At 69.5% G+C, this 14,694-nt stretch carries 16 protein-coding genes; 8 read left to right on the top strand and 8 right to left on the bottom strand.

What is annotated here, in order from left to right; all coding sequences use genetic code 11:
• The first annotated feature begins 23 nt into the window (after positions 1–23).
• The 3 genes from pstC to pstB are packed head-to-tail and all read left to right on the top strand — an operon-like array spanning position 24 to position 2,892.
• Positions 24–1,028, top strand: coding sequence for a phosphate ABC transporter permease subunit PstC (gene pstC / locus EJC51_RS23530; protein WP_126277103.1), 1,005 nt, complete (start codon positions 24–26; stop codon positions 1,026–1,028).
• A complete protein-coding gene (gene pstA / locus EJC51_RS23535; protein ID WP_126272907.1) occupies positions 1,025–2,071 on the top strand; it encodes a phosphate ABC transporter permease PstA in 1,047 nt (348 codons plus the stop codon). Before pstC ends, pstA begins: the two co-directional genes overlap by 4 nt.
• Positions 2,072–2,115: 44 nt before the next feature.
• On the top strand, positions 2,116–2,892 hold the full coding sequence (gene pstB / locus EJC51_RS23540; protein WP_097265880.1) for a phosphate ABC transporter ATP-binding protein PstB: 777 nt from the start codon (positions 2,116–2,118) through the stop codon (positions 2,890–2,892).
• A 138-nt stretch (positions 2,893–3,030) separates the two neighbouring features.
• Here pstB and EJC51_RS23545 read toward each other — a convergent pair whose 3' ends face one another.
• Together EJC51_RS23545 and EJC51_RS23550 are read right to left on the bottom strand one after the other, a co-directional pair.
• On the bottom strand, positions 3,031–4,029 hold the full coding sequence (locus tag EJC51_RS23545; protein ID WP_059195746.1) for an inorganic phosphate transporter: 999 nt from the start codon (positions 4,027–4,029) through the stop codon (positions 3,031–3,033).
• A 7-nt stretch (positions 4,030–4,036) separates the two neighbouring features.
• Positions 4,037–4,657, bottom strand: a complete 621-nt coding sequence (locus EJC51_RS23550) for a DUF47 domain-containing protein (RefSeq protein ID WP_015659485.1) — start codon at positions 4,655–4,657, stop codon at positions 4,037–4,039.
• A gap of 212 nt (positions 4,658–4,869) precedes the next feature.
• Here EJC51_RS23550 and EJC51_RS23555 point away from each other — a divergent pair, with 212 nt between their 5' ends.
• On the top strand, positions 4,870–5,196 hold the full coding sequence (locus EJC51_RS23555; RefSeq protein WP_126272908.1) for a metal-sensitive transcriptional regulator: 327 nt from the start codon (positions 4,870–4,872) through the stop codon (positions 5,194–5,196).
• Positions 5,197–5,236: 40 nt separating this feature from the next.
• On the opposite strand, the gene EJC51_RS23560 is transcribed toward EJC51_RS23555, so the two are convergent.
• Positions 5,237–5,416 (bottom strand): hypothetical protein, encoded by a 180-nt coding sequence (locus EJC51_RS23560; protein ID WP_059195744.1) that lies wholly within the window; start codon positions 5,414–5,416, stop codon positions 5,237–5,239.
• A 97-nt stretch (positions 5,417–5,513) separates the two neighbouring features.
• The gene (locus EJC51_RS23565) at positions 5,514–6,341 is read right to left on the bottom strand and encodes an SCO4651 family lipoprotein (RefSeq protein ID WP_126272909.1); all 828 of its coding nucleotides are present in this window, start codon (positions 6,339–6,341) and stop codon (positions 5,514–5,516) included.
• 470 nt (positions 6,342–6,811) lie between these two features.
• On the opposite strand from EJC51_RS23565, the gene EJC51_RS23570 reads away from it, so the two are divergent.
• On the top strand, positions 6,812–8,377 hold the full coding sequence (locus EJC51_RS23570; protein ID WP_126272910.1) for an FAD-binding oxidoreductase: 1,566 nt from the start codon (positions 6,812–6,814) through the stop codon (positions 8,375–8,377).
• A gap of 67 nt (positions 8,378–8,444) precedes the next feature.
• Here EJC51_RS23570 and EJC51_RS23575 read toward each other — a convergent pair whose 3' ends face one another.
• The 3 genes from EJC51_RS23575 to EJC51_RS23585 all read right to left on the bottom strand — a co-directional run bounded on the left by EJC51_RS23575 (position 8,445) and on the right by EJC51_RS23585 (position 11,156).
• The gene (locus EJC51_RS23575; RefSeq protein WP_126272911.1) at positions 8,445–9,152 is read right to left on the bottom strand and encodes a phosphatase PAP2 family protein; all 708 of its coding nucleotides are present in this window, start codon (positions 9,150–9,152) and stop codon (positions 8,445–8,447) included.
• Positions 9,153–9,334: 182 nt separating this feature from the next.
• Positions 9,335–10,342 (bottom strand): C40 family peptidase, encoded by a 1,008-nt coding sequence (locus EJC51_RS23580; RefSeq protein ID WP_207924954.1) that lies wholly within the window; start codon positions 10,340–10,342, stop codon positions 9,335–9,337.
• 109 nt (positions 10,343–10,451) lie between these two features.
• Complete coding sequence (locus EJC51_RS23585) at positions 10,452–11,156, bottom strand: trypsin-like serine peptidase (protein WP_126272913.1); 705 nt, start codon at positions 11,154–11,156, stop codon at positions 10,452–10,454.
• A 10-nt stretch (positions 11,157–11,166) separates the two neighbouring features.
• Here EJC51_RS23585 and EJC51_RS47800 point away from each other — a divergent pair, with 10 nt between their 5' ends.
• Entirely contained in the window at positions 11,167–11,337 is a 171-nt protein-coding gene (locus EJC51_RS47800; protein WP_165951444.1) for a hypothetical protein, read from the top strand.
• Here the strand turns inward: EJC51_RS47800 and EJC51_RS23590 are convergent.
• On the bottom strand, positions 11,334–12,248 hold the full coding sequence (locus EJC51_RS23590; protein WP_126272914.1) for an oxidoreductase: 915 nt from the start codon (positions 12,246–12,248) through the stop codon (positions 11,334–11,336). The two genes, EJC51_RS47800 and EJC51_RS23590, sit on opposite strands and share 4 nt — an antisense overlap.
• 71 nt (positions 12,249–12,319) lie before the next feature.
• Here EJC51_RS23590 and EJC51_RS23595 point away from each other — a divergent pair, with 71 nt between their 5' ends.
• Both EJC51_RS23595 and EJC51_RS23600 read left to right on the top strand, forming a co-directional pair.
• The gene (locus EJC51_RS23595) at positions 12,320–12,922 is read left to right on the top strand and encodes a TetR/AcrR family transcriptional regulator (protein WP_126272915.1); all 603 of its coding nucleotides are present in this window, start codon (positions 12,320–12,322) and stop codon (positions 12,920–12,922) included.
• Between the two features lie 251 nt (positions 12,923–13,173).
• On the top strand, positions 13,174–14,523 hold the full coding sequence (locus tag EJC51_RS23600) for a S53 family peptidase (protein ID WP_126272916.1): 1,350 nt from the start codon (positions 13,174–13,176) through the stop codon (positions 14,521–14,523).
• Positions 14,524–14,694 lie beyond the last annotated feature (171 nt).

Consider the following 14,694-nt stretch of genomic DNA (forward strand, 5'->3'; position numbering starts at 1 on the left):
GTCTCCGCAGACCGGAGAACCCGATGGACACCACACAGATAACCGACACACCTCCCCCCGCAGCCCAGCCCACCGAGACCGAGCAGAAGCGCGCCGCCCGCGGCGCCACCCGCCCCGGAGACCGGATCTTCCTCGGCTTCTCCCGCGGCTCGGGCATCTTCCTGCTGGTGATCATGGCCGCGATCGCGGTCTTCCTCACCTACCGCGCGTCCCTCGCCATCAGCAAGGACCACGGCAACTTCCTGACCACGTTCGAATGGAACACGGGCCTCCAGGAGCCGGTCTTCGGCATCGCGGTCCTGGCGTTCGGCACGATCGTCTCCTCGATCGTCGCCATGGCCATCGCGGTCCCGATCGCCGTCGCCATCGCCCTGTTCCTCACGCACTACGCCCCGCGCAAGCTGAGCGGTCCCATCGCCTATGTGATCGACCTGCTCGCCGCCGTGCCGTCCATCGTGTACGGCCTGTGGGGCGCCCTGGTCCTCGTACCGCACATGAACGGCCTGTTCGGCTGGCTGGACGACTACCTCGGCTGGACCGGCATCTTCTCCTGGCAGGGCGGCGCGCCCCGCTCGATGCTGACCGTCGGCATCCTGCTCGCGATCATGATCCTGCCGATCATCACCAACGTCAGCCGTGAGGTCTTCCGGCAGACGCCGCGGATGAACGAGGAGGCGGCCCTGGCGCTCGGCGCCACCCGCTGGGAGGTCATCCGCATGGCGGTGATCCCCTTCGGCCGCTCCGGCGTGATCTCCGCCTCGATGCTCGGCCTCGGCCGCGCGCTCGGCGAGACGATGGCCGTGGCCACCGTGCTCTCCCCGACCTTCGACATCCAGGCCAGCCTGCTCGACCCGGGCGGCGGCACCTTCGCGCAGAACATCGCCAGCAAGTTCGGCGAGGCCACCGAGTTCGGCCGGGACGCGCTGATCGCCTCCGGTCTGGTCCTGTTCGTCATCACGCTGCTGGTCAACGGCGCGGCCCGGGCGATCATCGCCCGCCGCGCGGAGTACTCGGGGGCCAACGCATGAGCACCGCAACCGTCAGCACCCTCAAGGGCGCCCGCCTGCCCAAGTGGTCCCCGTACGCCATCGCGGGCGGCTCGGTCGGCCTCGCGATCGCCATCGGCCTGGGCGCCGGCCTCGACAGCCACGTGCAGTGGGGCCTGATCGCCGCGATCCTCTTCGTCGTCGGGACCTACGGCATCGCCGCCCGCGTCGAGGGCAAGCGCCAGGCCAAGGACCGGATCGCCACCTCGCTGGTCTGGGTCGCCTTCCTGCTCGCCGTGGTCCCGCTGGTCTCCCTGGTCTGGGTGACCGTCGTACGCGGTGTGAAGGTCCTCGACCTCTACTTCCTGACCCACTCCATGGGTGTGGTCGCCGACACCGAGCCCGGCGGCGGTATCTACCACGCCATCATCGGCAGCCTGGAGCAGGTCGGCCTCGCCACCCTGATCGCCGCGCCGGTCGGTGTGCTCACCGCGATCTACCTGGTCGAGTACGGGCGGGGCAAGCTCTCCAAGGCCATCACGTTCTTCGTGGACGTCATGACCGGTATCCCGTCGATCGTCGCGGGTCTGTTCATCCTCAGCCTCATGCTCCAGTTCGACATGCAGCCCTTCGGCTTCGCCGGCTCGCTGGCCCTGGCCATCCTGATGATGCCGGTGGTCGTCCGCTCCACCGAGGAGATGCTCAAGCTCGTCCCGAACGAGCTGCGCGAGGCCTCCCTCGCCCTGGGCGTCCCGAAGTGGCGCACGATCCTGAAGGTGGTCCTGCCGACCTCGATCGGCGGCATCACGACCGGCATCATGCTGGCGGTCGCCCGTATCGCGGGCGAGACGGCTCCGGTACTGCTCCTCGTGTTCGGGAACCCGTTCATCAACACCAACCCCTTCGAAGGGGCGCAGTCGTCGCTGCCGCTGTACATCTACCAGCAGTACGCGAACAGCGCGGGGTCCGGAGCGGCGTACGACCGCGCCTGGGCGGCGTCGCTGACGCTGATCGCCTTCGTGATGATCCTGAACCTGGTGGCCCGCGGCATCGCCCGCTGGAAGGCCCCGAAGACCGGTCGCTGACGCGGCCATACAGCGACCGACGAATCTCTGGAAGTGAAGTAGTCATGGCCAAGCGAATCGACGTAAGCGGACTGACCGCCTACTACGGGTCCCACAAGGCGATCGAAGACATCTCGATGACCGTCGAGCCCCGCTCGGTGACGGCCTTCATCGGCCCCTCCGGCTGCGGCAAGTCGACGTTCCTGCGCACCCTGAACCGGATGCACGAGGTCACCCCCGGCGGTCGCGTCGAGGGCAAGGTGATGCTGGACGACGAGGACCTGTACGGCGCCGGGATCGACCCGGTCTCCGTCCGCCGCGAGGTCGGCATGGTCTTCCAGCGTCCGAACCCGTTCCCCACGATGTCGATCTTCGACAACGTGGCGGCGGGCCTGCGGCTGAACGGCTCGTACAAGAAGTCCGAGCTCGCGGACGTCGTCGAGAAGTCCCTCAAGGGTGCGAACCTCTGGAACGAGGTCAAGGACCGCCTGAACAAGCCGGGCTCGGGCCTCTCCGGCGGTCAGCAGCAGCGCCTGTGCATCGCCCGCGCGATCGCGGTGGAGCCCAAGGTGCTGCTCATGGACGAGCCCTGCTCGGCCCTGGACCCGATCTCCACGCTCGCGATCGAGGACCTGATCGGCGAGCTGAAGGAGCTCTTCACGATCGTCATCGTGACGCACAACATGCAGCAGGCGGCCCGTGTCTCGGACCGCACCGCCTTCTTCAACCTGGCCGCCGTCGGCCAGCCCGGCAAGCTGATCGAGATCGACGAGACGGAGCGCATCTTCTCCAACCCGTCGGTCCAGGCGACGGAGGACTACATCTCGGGCCGCTTCGGCTGATCCCCAGATCCCCTCGCGGTGCTGCATGGCGGTGCCACCGCGAGGACGAAAAAGGGCCCGCCCCCTGACTCATCAGGGGGCGGGCTCTTTCGTATGTGGGGCGGGCTCTTTCGTGGTCGGGGCGGGCTCTTTCCTGTTCTACAGGAACGCCAGATTCACGATCCCGAACGACGCCGCCGCCACCAGCGCCGCCGCCGGCATGGTGATGAACCAGCCGAGCACGATGTTCTTGGCGACACCCCAGCGCACGGCGTTCACGCGCTTGGTCGCGCCGACGCCCATGATCGCGGAGGTGATGACATGGGTCGTGGAGATCGGCGCCTTGAAGAGGAACGCCGTGGTGAACATGATCGACGCGCCGGTCGTCTCCGCGGCGAACCCCTGCGGCGGATCCAGCTCGATGATCTTCCGCCCCAGCGTCCGCATGATCCGCCAGCCACCGGCGTACGTGCCCAGCGACAGCATCACGGCGCACACGATCTTCACCCACACCGGGATCGGATCGCCGTAGTCCTCGACGTCGGCGATGACCAGCGCCATCACCACGATGCCCATGGTCTTCTGCGCGTCCTGGAGGCCGTGCCCGAGCGCCATCCCGGCCGCCGAGACGGTCTGCGCGATCCGGAATCCGCGCTTGGCCTTGTGCGGGTTGGCCCGCCGGAAGATCCACATGATCGCGGTCATCACCAGGTAACCGGCGATGAGACCGACGAACGGTGACACGAACATCGGGATGACGACCTTCTCCAGCACGCCGTGCCAGTAGACCGTCGTACCGCCCGCGAGCGCCGCGCCCACCATGCCGCCGAACAGCGCATGGGACGACGACGAGGGCAGCCCGAAGTACCAGGTGATGAGGTTCCAGGTGATCGCCCCGACCAGCGCGGCGAAGAGGATGCCCATCCCCTTCGACCCCTCGGGCGTCTCGATCAGCCCCTCGCTGACGGTCTTGGCGACCCCGGAACCGAGGAACGCGCCGGCGAGGTTCATCACGGCGGCCATCGCCAGTGCCGCACGCGGCGTCAGCGCCCGTGTCGAGACCGACGTGGCGATCGCGTTCGCCGAATCGTGAAAGCCGTTGGTGTAGGTGAATCCGAGCGCGACGCCAATGGTCACGATCAACGCGAAGGTGTCCATGAAGGGCTCAGGACTCCTTGACCGCGATGGTCTCCACCGTGTTGGCCACGTGCTCGAAGGCGTCCGCCGCCTCCTCCAGCACATCCACGATCTGCTTCAGCTTCAGCACCTCGATGGCGTCGTACTTGCCGTTGAAGAGGTGGGCGAGCAGCTTGCGGTGGATCTGGTCGGCCTGGTTCTCCAGCCGGTTGACCTCGATCCAGTACTCGGTGAGGTTGTCCATGGTCCGCAGGTTCGGCATGGCTTCCGCCGTGAGCTCCGCGGCCCGCGCCAGCACCTCGATCTGCTGCTCGACGCCCTTCGGCAGTTCCTCGACGTTGTAGAGGACGACGAGGTCGACGGCCTCCTCCATGAAGTCCATGATGTCGTCGAGGGAGGACGCCAGGGAGTAGATGTCCTCACGGTCGAACGGCGTGATGAACGAGGAGTTCAGCTGATGGAAGATCGCGTGTGTGGCGTCGTCACCCGCATGTTCCGCGGCCCGCATACGCTCTGCGATCTCGGCCCGGCCGGCGGTGTCCGCCCCGAGCAGTTCCATGAGGAGCTTCGAGCCCGTGACGATGTTGTCCGCGGATGCGGCGAACATGTCGTAGAAGCTCGTCTCCCTGGGGGTCAGACGGAAGCGCACAAGGGGTCCTCGGGGTGCATCGGTTTCGGTCAGGCTGATGCTAAGTGCATCATCCGGCCACGGCTAATGGGCCGTCCCCCAGTGTCGCCCATCAGGCAGAGTGGTCAGCACGGGGGCCTTCCGCAGGCCCTATACCCGCCAGAGTTCGGTACGATATACCCAGTAGGGGTATGTAACCGTCTAGGTCATGCCCAAGTGACATGGAGGACGCGATGACGACCACCGAGGCCGGCGCGGCAGCGCCCTCCGAGCACGCCACGCACGGCTACCACAAGCAGAAGGACGAACACCTCAAGCGCCTGCGCCGCATCGAGGGCCAGATCCGTGGCCTGCAGCGGATGGTCGACGAGGACGTCTACTGCATCGACATACTCACGCAGGTGTCCGCCTCCACCAAGGCGCTTCAGTCCTTCGCCCTGCAACTCCTGGAGGAACACCTGCGGCACTGCGTGGCCGACGCGGCCGTCAAGGGCGGCGACGAGATCGACGCGAAGGTGGCGGAGGCCACGCAGGCGATCGCCCGCATGCTGCGGACGTGACCTGATCGCGGGTGATCGTGGCCACAGGAGCGCCTCCGGCTCATTCGCCGGAGGCGTCCTCGCGTTCCTGGGCCACTTTCAGCACCTCGTCGATGCGTCCAAGGCTGAGCCGGTCCTCGTGCGCGGCCGACGCCGCGATGATCAGCTCTCCGCACAGCTCGATCTCGGCGAGGGCCACGTGGTCCTGAACTGCCGTACCGCCGACCGGAGCCACGTGCATCACCTCTTCTCTGCCGTCACCGCTTCCTAGAGTAGGGAGCGGTCTACGCACCGCGCATGGCACGGACGGGCTAGTTCTTGACGCCCGTCACGACCGCTCACCCCTCCGCGATCTTCCCGGCGTAGATGTCGTCGCCGTTCGGCAGGCGTACGTCGACGGCGGCGCCGAAGTCGAACAGCAAGGTCGTCGACGCGACGGCCACGGTGCCCTTCTGCTGCCCGTTGACGAAGCTGAACCGGTGCCGGATCTTGCGGATGCGCCCGTCGTCGTCGAGGTACACGTCGAAGGGGACGCGCGCCGTGGCGAACCCTTTCGCCGCCGCGCCCAGCGATGCCTTGTTCCCGTCGGTCGCGTCCCGCGCGGCCACGGCGAGATCGGCGGTACCGCGATAGTGCCGTACGGCGATCCCGGCGACGTCCGTCTTCCCCACGTACGTCGCCGTCCGCGCCCCGCGCAGCAACTCGGCGGCGGCGAACGGATCGGTGGCACCGCCGGTGACCAGGTTCCCGTCGGAGAGGGTGGCGGTGTCGACGCGCACCCACTTGTCGGCGGGCACTCCGGCCCCCCGGTTCTTCATGAACAGGGCACCCGGGGCGAGCAGTTCGGTAATCGGCCGGTGCTCGCTCTGGCCGGCCGGGTCCTGAGGCAGGAGCACCTTCAACTGCCCGAGCTGCCGCCGGTAGTCGTAGACACCCTCGCCGCGGATGGTGACCCGGGTCCCGCCGGTGGCCATCTCCATGGAGGTACGGGCCTTGGAACTCCCGGCCTCCACCAGCCTCTCAGCGGCGGCATGCAGCACGACAACAGGATCGCCCCCACGCTCGTCCCCACCGCCTCCGCCGCCCCCGGCACACCCACTGCTCCCACACAGGACGACGACCCCCGCGACGATCGCCCCGCCGACCCTGTGCTGCCGCTCCGCCATCGCCTGCCTCCGTCACGGACCCCCTGTCGCTCCGCTTAACGACGGCTCGTTGGGCCCGTCACGCATACCGCCCCTTTACCGAGGCTCGGTAACGTTGTCGCCGTGGCGCAGCAGGACAGGGTCCCCCCACCCCATGAATCCCCCGAACACCTGACGACGACGGTCGACCAGGGCCGCTTCTGCACAGCCCGCTGCACCTGCGGCTGGCGAGGCCCAGCAAGAAGAGCAAGAAGCCAAGCAAGAACAGACGCCCAGAACCACATGCCGACGTAGCTGCCTAGCTGCGGGCAGTCGTGCCGCTGGGCGGCACGGGTGGGCGCAGCGGCACCCCGCCAGCGCGGGTGAGCGACACCCCGGCACCTCCGCCCCGACTCCGTGCACCATGGAACCCCGGCCACCCCCACCCCGTCTCGTTCCACGAGAGCCACGAAAGCCACGAAGCCGACCCAAGGCCACGGAGGGCACGCACCATGGAACGCCGTACGTTCATCGGAGGCACCGTCGCCGCCCTGGCCGCCGCCACCACCGCGGCCTGCACCGGCGACGACACCGCCACCGCGGCCCAGACCACCACCCCCGCCGGCACATCGCCCTCCGTCACCGGCAAGTCCGCCGCCCTGCCCGCCGCCCCGGCCAACTGGACCGCCCTCGCCCACGACCTCGACGGCCCCCTCCTCCGCCCCGGCGACACCAACTGGCCGGCCGCCCACCAGCTCTACAACACCCGCTTCGACAACCTGAAGCCCACCGCCGTCGCCTACGTCGCCCACGCCGACGACATCCGCACCACCCTCGCCTACGCCCGCGCCCACCACCTCAAGGTCGCGATCCGCAACGGCGGCCACTCCTACGCCGGTTGGTCCTCCGGCAACGGCCGGCTGATCATCGACGTCTCCAAGCTCAACAAGGTCCGGGCGAGCGGCGGCACCGCGGTCGTCGGCGCCGGTTCCAAGCTCATCGACGTCTACCGCGCCCTCACCGCGAAGGGCGTCACCATCCCCGCCGGCTCCTGCCCCACCGTCGGCGTCTCCGGTCTCACCCTCGGCGGCGGCCACGGAGTCGTCTCCCGCGCCTACGGCCTGACCTGCGACAGCCTCACCCAGGCCACGATCATCACCGCCGACGGCAAGCAGCTCACCGCCAACGCCACCACCAACACGGACCTCTTCTGGGCCCTGCGCGGCGCGGGCAACGGCAACTTCGGCGTCGTCACGGAACTCCAGTTCAAGACGCACCCGGCCCCACAGGCGGTGACCGGCTATCTCTCCTGGCCCTGGTCGAAGGCCGCCGCCGTGATAAAGGCCTGGCAGGAGTGGGGGCCGGACCAGCCGGACGAGATCTGGTCGTCCCTGCACCTGGCGGGCACCACCGGCGGCTACACCACCATCAACGTCGCCGCCTTCTCCCTCGGCACCTACGGCGAGCTCCAGAACGCGGTGGACCGCCTCGCCGACAAGGTGGGCGCCCCCGCGAGCAGCGTCTCCCTGCGCCGCCGCTCCTACGAGGAGGCGATGGAGATCTACGCCGGCTGCTCCTCCTTCGCCACCGACGCCCAGTGCCATCTCCCCGGCAAGACCCCTGGCCGCTCCCCGCAGGGCGCGCTGAACCGGGAGACGTACGCGGCGAAGTCGGACTTCTTCGACCGCTCCCTGTCCACGGCCGGCATCAAGGCCCTGCTGAAGCAGATGGAGACGGTGCGCGGCGGCTCCGGCAGCATCGCCCTGACCGCGCTCGGCGGCGCGGTCAACCGCGTCTCCCCCACGGCGACGGCGTTCGTCCACCGCCGCTCCCGCATGCTGGCCCAGTACATCGTGTCCTGGCGGGCGGGCACCTCCGGCGCCACCGGCCAGTCCTGGCTGACCGCGGCGCACGACGCGATGAAGCCGTACGCGTCGGGGGCGGCGTACCAGAACTACACGGACCCGACGCTGACGAACTGGCGGAAGGCCTACTACGGGGACGCGGCGAACCGTCTGGCGACGCTGAAGAAGCAGTACGACCCGAACGGCTTCTTCACGTTCCCGCAGGCGCTCTGAGCAGCCCGGTCAGGCCGGCAGCCCTGCCGGGCCGAGCAGCCCCCGGTAGCCGGGCCGAGCAGCCCGGTCAGGCCGCGAGGTCCCGCTCCTCCGCGCCCGCTTCCTGGCGCGCCCCGGGCACGACGGCGCCCTGTCCGTCGTACGCCGAGGCCTTCCGCGAGCGGATCAGCCACCCCGCACGCGGCGACCGCTCGATCGCCTTCGTCAGCGGCGTGAGCAGGGCCATGGCCAGCGGGGAGAGCAGGAGGGCGACGGCGGTGCCGAGGGCGAGGCCGCCGAGGACGTCGGTCGGGTAGTGGACGCCCATGTAGACCCGGCAGAAGCCTTCGAACAGGGCGAGCAGGATGCCGACGACGCCGAACTTCCGGTTGGCGAGGAACAGTCCGACGGCCAGCGCCATGGTGATCGTGGCGTGATCACTGACGAACGAATAGTCGGTCTTGCCGCTGACCAGGACCTCCAGGCCGTCGTGGTCGACGAACGGCCTGGGCCGCTCCACGAAACCTCGTATCGGCACGTTGATCAGCACGGCGACACCGGCGGCGAGCGGCGCCCAGACGAGGGCCGCGACCGAGGGGGCGGCCTCCTCGCCGCCGCGCCTGCGCACGGACAGCCAGCACCACAGCACGAGCAGCACGGTGGCGAGCAGGATGCCGTACTCGCCGACGAACTCCATGACCCGGTCGAACCAGTGCGGCGCGTCCTTGGCCAGGCCGTTGATGTCGTAGAGCAGCTCGACGTCGGGGTTCGACCCGGATGCGGCGAGTCCAGCCATGGTGCTGTGGCCCCTTCGTCGTTGTTCTCGGCCCCCGTGGATGTAGATCCGATATGCGTTCGGCTACGACAACAGGAACGCATGGTCCCCGTTAATACGTTCCACACTCCACTGAATGATCACGCAGACGTTATCGAAGAGAGACACATCTCTGCAGCTCAGGGGGTAGGTTCACAGCCCGTTCAGACCGTCGTGGGGAGCGCTTTCGCGCCATCTTCGGTGACCCGGGTCGCACCGAAGTAGTCGGGGGTGTCGATCGGGTCGAACCGGATCACAGCACCCGTTCTCGGGGCGTCGATCATGTATCCGCCGCCGACATAAATCCCCACATGCCGGATGGCGCGGGAGTTGGTGAGGTCGTCGGAGAAGAAGACCAGATCGCCCGGCAGCAGCTCGTCCCTGGCCGGATGCGGTCCCGCGTTCCACTGGTCGTTGGCGACGCGCGGCAGCGTGACCCCGACGCTCTCGTACGCGGCCTTCGTCAGCCCCGAGCAGTCGAACCGCCCACCGTCCTGAGCAGTACCGTCACCGCCCCAGAGGTAGGGCGTGCCGAGTTTGTTCTGCGCGTAGGTGATCGCGGCGGCGGCCTGCTTGGACGGGTCGACGCGGGTGACGGGAGCGGCGAAGCTCTCCTCCAGCGTCGTGATCGTCTTCACGTAGTTCTGGGTCTCCTGGTACGGCGGTACGCCGCCGTACTTGATGACCGCGTACGCGCCCGCGTTGTAGGACGCGAGCATGTTCCTCGTGGGGTCGCCGGGGACGTCCTTCACGTACGAGGCGAGCTTGCAGTCGTACGACGCGGCCGACGGAATCGCGTCATTCGGATCCCATACGTCGCGGTCGCCGTCGCCGTCGCCGTCGATCCCGTGCGTGGCCCAGGTGCCGGGGATGAACTGCGCTATGCCCTGCGCGGCCGCCGCGCTCTGCGCCCTCGGGTTGAACCCGCTCTCCTGGTACAGCTGGGCGGCGAGCAGTGCCGGGTTGATGGCCGGGCACAGGTTGCCCCACTTCTGCACCAGCCCCGAATAGGCGGCCGGCACAGCGCCCTTGGCGAGCGCCTTGGTGGCCCCGCCGACCCCGTTGGCGAGGTTCCCGGCGACGACGTAGACCCCCACGACGAGCAGCATCACGAAGCTCAGCCCCGCCCCGAGAGCGGCACCCGCCACGATCCACGCCTTACGCACCGTCAACCGCCCCTCGCTGCCAGGGAGTCCACCGGGACGTGCCCGGAGATTCCGCCCGCGTCAGTCTAGGAGCTTCCCCGGCGGAATCCGCGGCAACCGGGGGACGCCACAGAGATCAGCCGACCGCCCGGCGGTACAACGCGGCGGCCTCGGAGCCGAGGACGACGCTGTACGAGATGTCGTCGGTCTCCCCGCCCTGCTCGTGCCCGCCGAGCACGCCGACGACCTGACCGTCCCCGTTCACCCAGGGGCTGCCGCTGGTCCCGCCGCTGAGGTCGGGACAGTCGATGCGCTGCTGCGTACGGCTGTGCGCGATCGGCTTGTTGGTGCACCGCAGCGGGACCTCACGGGAGTTGGGGTACCCGGTGACGGTCACGGCGGTGGCGCCGGTGGCGGTGCCGGTGGTGAAGCGGTTCGCGCCGACGACGTCCTCGACGCCCTCGCCGTGCCGCTCGGCCACCTCCGCGAAGGCCACGTCGCTGTCCTCGTCCCACCCGTCGGGCAGGAAGCGCCGCGTCACCCGCCACTTCCCGTACGGCGCCCGACCGTTGCGGTAGCCCGGCACGAACTCGAGAGCGTCCTCGGTGCCGTCGAGACAGTGGGCGGCGGTCACGACGAGGTCCCGGCCCGGGCTGTGCACGACGGACGCCGTGCAGAAGTGCTCTCCGTCGTCGAACAGCGCCCCGACTCTCGCCGTCTCCGCGTTTGCCTGCGCGACGGCGGTGACACCGAACGGTCCTGGCCCGTCGTCGGCGGCCGCCTCGGAGGCAGAGGTGACGGCGAGCAGCACGAGGGCGACACAGAGGGGCGTGTGCTTCATCGAAGTCAGTGTGGCCGCCGAAGGTGAGAGAGGGGTCAGACGGCTGCGCCGTCCGGGGGAACGGGTCCTTACGTCACTCACCGTCTCGGCCCTCGCCGTCGCCGCCTCCATGGCGCTCGCCGTTCCGGCGACCGCCTTCGCGGCGGACGCCGACCCGTCGCCCACCACGCCGTCGGCCTAGCCCCGCACAGCGGCCTCCAGGGGGAACCTCACCCCGGTCAGTTCCTCCGACGCGCTCCACAGGCGTCGTGCGGCCACCGTGTCGCTCGCCGCGCGGGAGCGGCTGACCAGCGTCGGGGCGCCGCGCCACTCGCCCAGCCCGTCCGGGCCGGCGTAGCTCGCGCCGGGGATGTCCTCGGTCGCCGCGAACAGGGTGGGCCGGGCGCCCGCGCGGTCGTCCTGGGCGAGGAGCCTGTTGCCGATCGCCATGCCGAGGCGCATCAGGGGGTTGGCGTGATGGCTCTGGAGGTTGGTGGCCGCCCAGCCGGGGTGCGCGGCGGTGGCGCGGACCGGCGAGCCCGCCTCCGTCAGCCTGCGCTGGAGTTCCAGCACGAAGAGCAGGTTGGCGAGCTTGGACTGGGCGTAGGCGCGGGTCGGGCTGTAGTTCGAGGTGAGATTCAGATCGTCGAAGTGGATCTTCTGGTCGCCGAAGCGGTGGGCGCCCGACGCCACCGTGACCACCCGGTCCGTGACGTGCGGCAGGAGCAGGTTCGTCAGCGCGAAGTGCCCCAGGTGGTTTGTGCCGAACTGCATCTCGAAGCCGTCCCGCGTCCGCTGCTGGGGCAGCATCATCACGCCCGCGTTGTTGATCAGCAGGCTCAGCGGCCGCCCCTCCCAGCCGTCCGCGAACTCCCGCACCGACGACAGGTCCGCCAGATCGAGCCGCCGCACCTCGGTGCTGCCGTTCACGCCCGCCGCCGCGGCCCGCCCCCGCTCCACGTCCCGTACGGCGAACACGACATGCGCGCCCGCCCGGGCCAGCCCTTCCGCGGCGCGCAGCCCGATGCCGCTGTTGGCTCCCGTGACGACGGCCGTGCGGCCCGCGAGGTCAGGGAGGTCGTTCGGATTCCATGCGTTCTGCTTGTCGGCCATGGCCTCAATGTAGGCGTCGCCAACAATGCTGTCAATGACAACAATGATGGCGACGCCAACATACGGATACGATGGTGTCCATGTCCGCGAGCCGCCCCTACCACCACGGAGACCTGCGCTCGGCGCTGCTCACCTCCGCCGAACGCACCCTGCGCGACAAGGGCGCCGCAGCGCTGTCACTGCGCGAGCTGGCCCGGGACATCGGCGTCAGCCACGCCGCCCCCGGCCGGCACTTCAAGGACAAGCAGGCCCTGCTCGACGCACTCGCGCTCGACGGCTACGACCGCCTGATGCAGACCCTCGCCACCGCCGACGACCCCACCCTTCCGCTCCAGCCCCGCCTCACCGGCCTCACCCGCGCCTATCTGCGGTTCGCCACCGACAACGCGGCACTGCTGGAGCTCATGTACTCCCTCAAGCACGACCCGGACGCCTCCGGGCAGATGGCCGCCGCGGCCGAGCGCACGGTGCAGTCCCTGGCCGCGATCGTCGCGGAGGCCCAGCAGCGCGGCGAGATCGTCGAGGGCGACCCGGCCGTGCTCACCCTCACCGTGGGCGCCGCGCTGCACGGCATCGCCACGTTCGCGGCCAACGGCCACACCGACGCCCAGGCGGCCGTCGACAGCGTCGACACCCTCGTCCATCTCCTGTTGCACGGCCTGTTGCCCCGATGACCCCCGCGGCCCGCTCGCTGTGAGCCGGCTGTGCGCACAGTCAAGCCACAGCCAACCCATGGCCATCGGCCCGCCATTGATCAGTAAGCCCCCACGCCCCTGAGTCATGCGGAAGTCAGAGTTCCGCAACGCGTCTTGTTGTCACGTACTCAACAAGGGGATGGTCTACGCGGGTCGCCGCCCCCACCGGGAACCTCACCGGTGGTCCCCCACCGCAGGCCTCTGCAACCCCACTCACAGGAGGCTGTACGTTGCGTACGCCCAACTCCCCCCACATACCCGGCAGATGGCGCAAGGCGGGCTCCGCCGCCGCGGCCACCACCGCACTCCTCCTCGCCGGCCTCGGCACCGCCGCCCAGGCACACGCCGACACCCCCACGCCGCACAAGGCGAGCGCGAAGGCCATCGCGGCGCAGGTCGCCAAGGCCCATGTGCAGTACGAGAGTTCCTGCGCCGCGGCCCCCAAGAAGGGCTACGCCGCCTGCAACGCGCTCCGCGTCACCGCGGGCACCACCGCATTCATGGAGAAGCAGGCCGCGCTGAAGGGCACGACTCCCAAGTCCCTCAAGCCGAACGCCACTTCCGCCACCCCCACCGGCTACGGCCCGAGCGACCTCCAGGACGCCTACGGCCTGACCGACGCCGCCGCCTCGAACGGCTCGGGCGAGACGATCGCGATCGTCGACGCGTACGACGACCCCAACGCGGCGGCCGACCTGGCCACCTACCGCTCGTACTACGGCCTCCCGGCCTGCACGACGGCCAACGGCTGCTTCAAGAAGGTCAGCCAGACCGGCTCCACGACCTCCCTCCCCACCGCCGACAGCGGCTGGGCCGGCGAGATCTCCCTCGACCTCGACATGGTCTCCGCCATCGCCCCCAACGCCAACATCCTCCTGGTCGAGGCGAAGTCGTCGAGCATGGCCAACCTGGGCACGGCCGTGAACGAGGCGGTCAAGCTCGGCGCGAAGTTCGTCTCCAACTCCTACGGCGGCGGCGAGTCGTCGAGCGACTCCTCCTACGACTCCTCCTACTTCAACCACCCCGGCGTCGCCATCACCGTCTCCGCGGGCGACGAGGGCTACGGCGCCGAGTACCCGGCCGCGTCGAAGTACGTGACCGCGGTCGGCGGCACGAAGCTCTCCACGTCCTCCACCAGCCGCGGCTGGACGGAGTCCGTCTGGAACACCAGCAGCACCGAGGGCACCGGCTCCGGCTGCTCCGCGTACGACGCCAAGCCGTCCTGGCAGACCGACACGAGCTGCTCGAAGCGCATGATCGCCGACGTCTCCGCGGTCGCCGACCCGGCGACGGGTGTGTCCGTCTACGACTCCTACGGCTCCGACGGCACCGGCTGGAACACCTACGGCGGCACCAGCGCCTCGGCCCCGATCATCGCGTCGGTGTACGCCCTCGCGGGCACCCCGGGCAGCAGCGACTACCCGGCCTCCTACCCCTACGCGGACACCTCCGCCCTGAACGACGTGACGAGCGGCAGCAACGGCTCCTGCACCACGAGCTACTTCTGCACGGCCAGGTCGGGCTACGACGGCCCGACGGGCTGGGGAACCCCGGCCGGGCTGGACGCCTTCACCGGCTGACCCGCGCCAGGAAGAAACTCCCCGTCGGGTCACGGGGAGCCGCCCTGAGAGGGGGGACGTGGGGTCCCCTTCGGCGGCACACACGGCAACGGGCCGCGCCATCCGGTCGCGGCCCGTTCGCCGTCCACCTGTGCATCGGGTCAAGCAACCGCCGTGCGCCGCCCATTGAGC

Origin of the sequence: Streptomyces aquilus, from assembly GCF_003955715.1 — a bacterium.
In the GTDB taxonomy this organism is placed as follows: domain Bacteria; phylum Actinomycetota; class Actinomycetes; order Streptomycetales; family Streptomycetaceae; genus Streptomyces; species Streptomyces aquilus.

Bases quoted from the DNA above. Each gene is read 5' to 3' on its own strand.
- pstC (WP_126277103.1), top strand. From the start codon at position 24: ATGGACACCACACAGATAACCGACACACCTCCCCCCGCAGCCCAGCCC.
- pstA (WP_126272907.1), top strand. From the start codon at position 1,025: ATGAGCACCGCAACCGTCAGCACCCTCAAGGGCGCCCGCCTGCCCAAG.
- pstB (WP_097265880.1), top strand. From the start codon at position 2,116: ATGGCCAAGCGAATCGACGTAAGCGGACTGACCGCCTACTACGGGTCC.
- EJC51_RS23545 (WP_059195746.1), bottom strand. From the start codon at position 4,029: ATGGACACCTTCGCGTTGATCGTGACCATTGGCGTCGCGCTCGGATTC.
- EJC51_RS23555 (WP_126272908.1), top strand. From the start codon at position 4,870: ATGACGACCACCGAGGCCGGCGCGGCAGCGCCCTCCGAGCACGCCACG.
- EJC51_RS23560 (WP_059195744.1), bottom strand. From the start codon at position 5,416: ATGCACGTGGCTCCGGTCGGCGGTACGGCAGTTCAGGACCACGTGGCC.
- EJC51_RS23565 (WP_126272909.1), bottom strand. From the start codon at position 6,341: ATGGCGGAGCGGCAGCACAGGGTCGGCGGGGCGATCGTCGCGGGGGTC.
- EJC51_RS23570 (WP_126272910.1), top strand. From the start codon at position 6,812: ATGGAACGCCGTACGTTCATCGGAGGCACCGTCGCCGCCCTGGCCGCC.
- EJC51_RS23575 (WP_126272911.1), bottom strand. From the start codon at position 9,152: ATGGCTGGACTCGCCGCATCCGGGTCGAACCCCGACGTCGAGCTGCTC.
- EJC51_RS23585 (WP_126272913.1), bottom strand. From the start codon at position 11,156: ATGAAGCACACGCCCCTCTGTGTCGCCCTCGTGCTGCTCGCCGTCACC.
- EJC51_RS23590 (WP_126272914.1), bottom strand. From the start codon at position 12,248: ATGGCCGACAAGCAGAACGCATGGAATCCGAACGACCTCCCTGACCTC.
- EJC51_RS23595 (WP_126272915.1), top strand. From the start codon at position 12,320: ATGGTGTCCATGTCCGCGAGCCGCCCCTACCACCACGGAGACCTGCGC.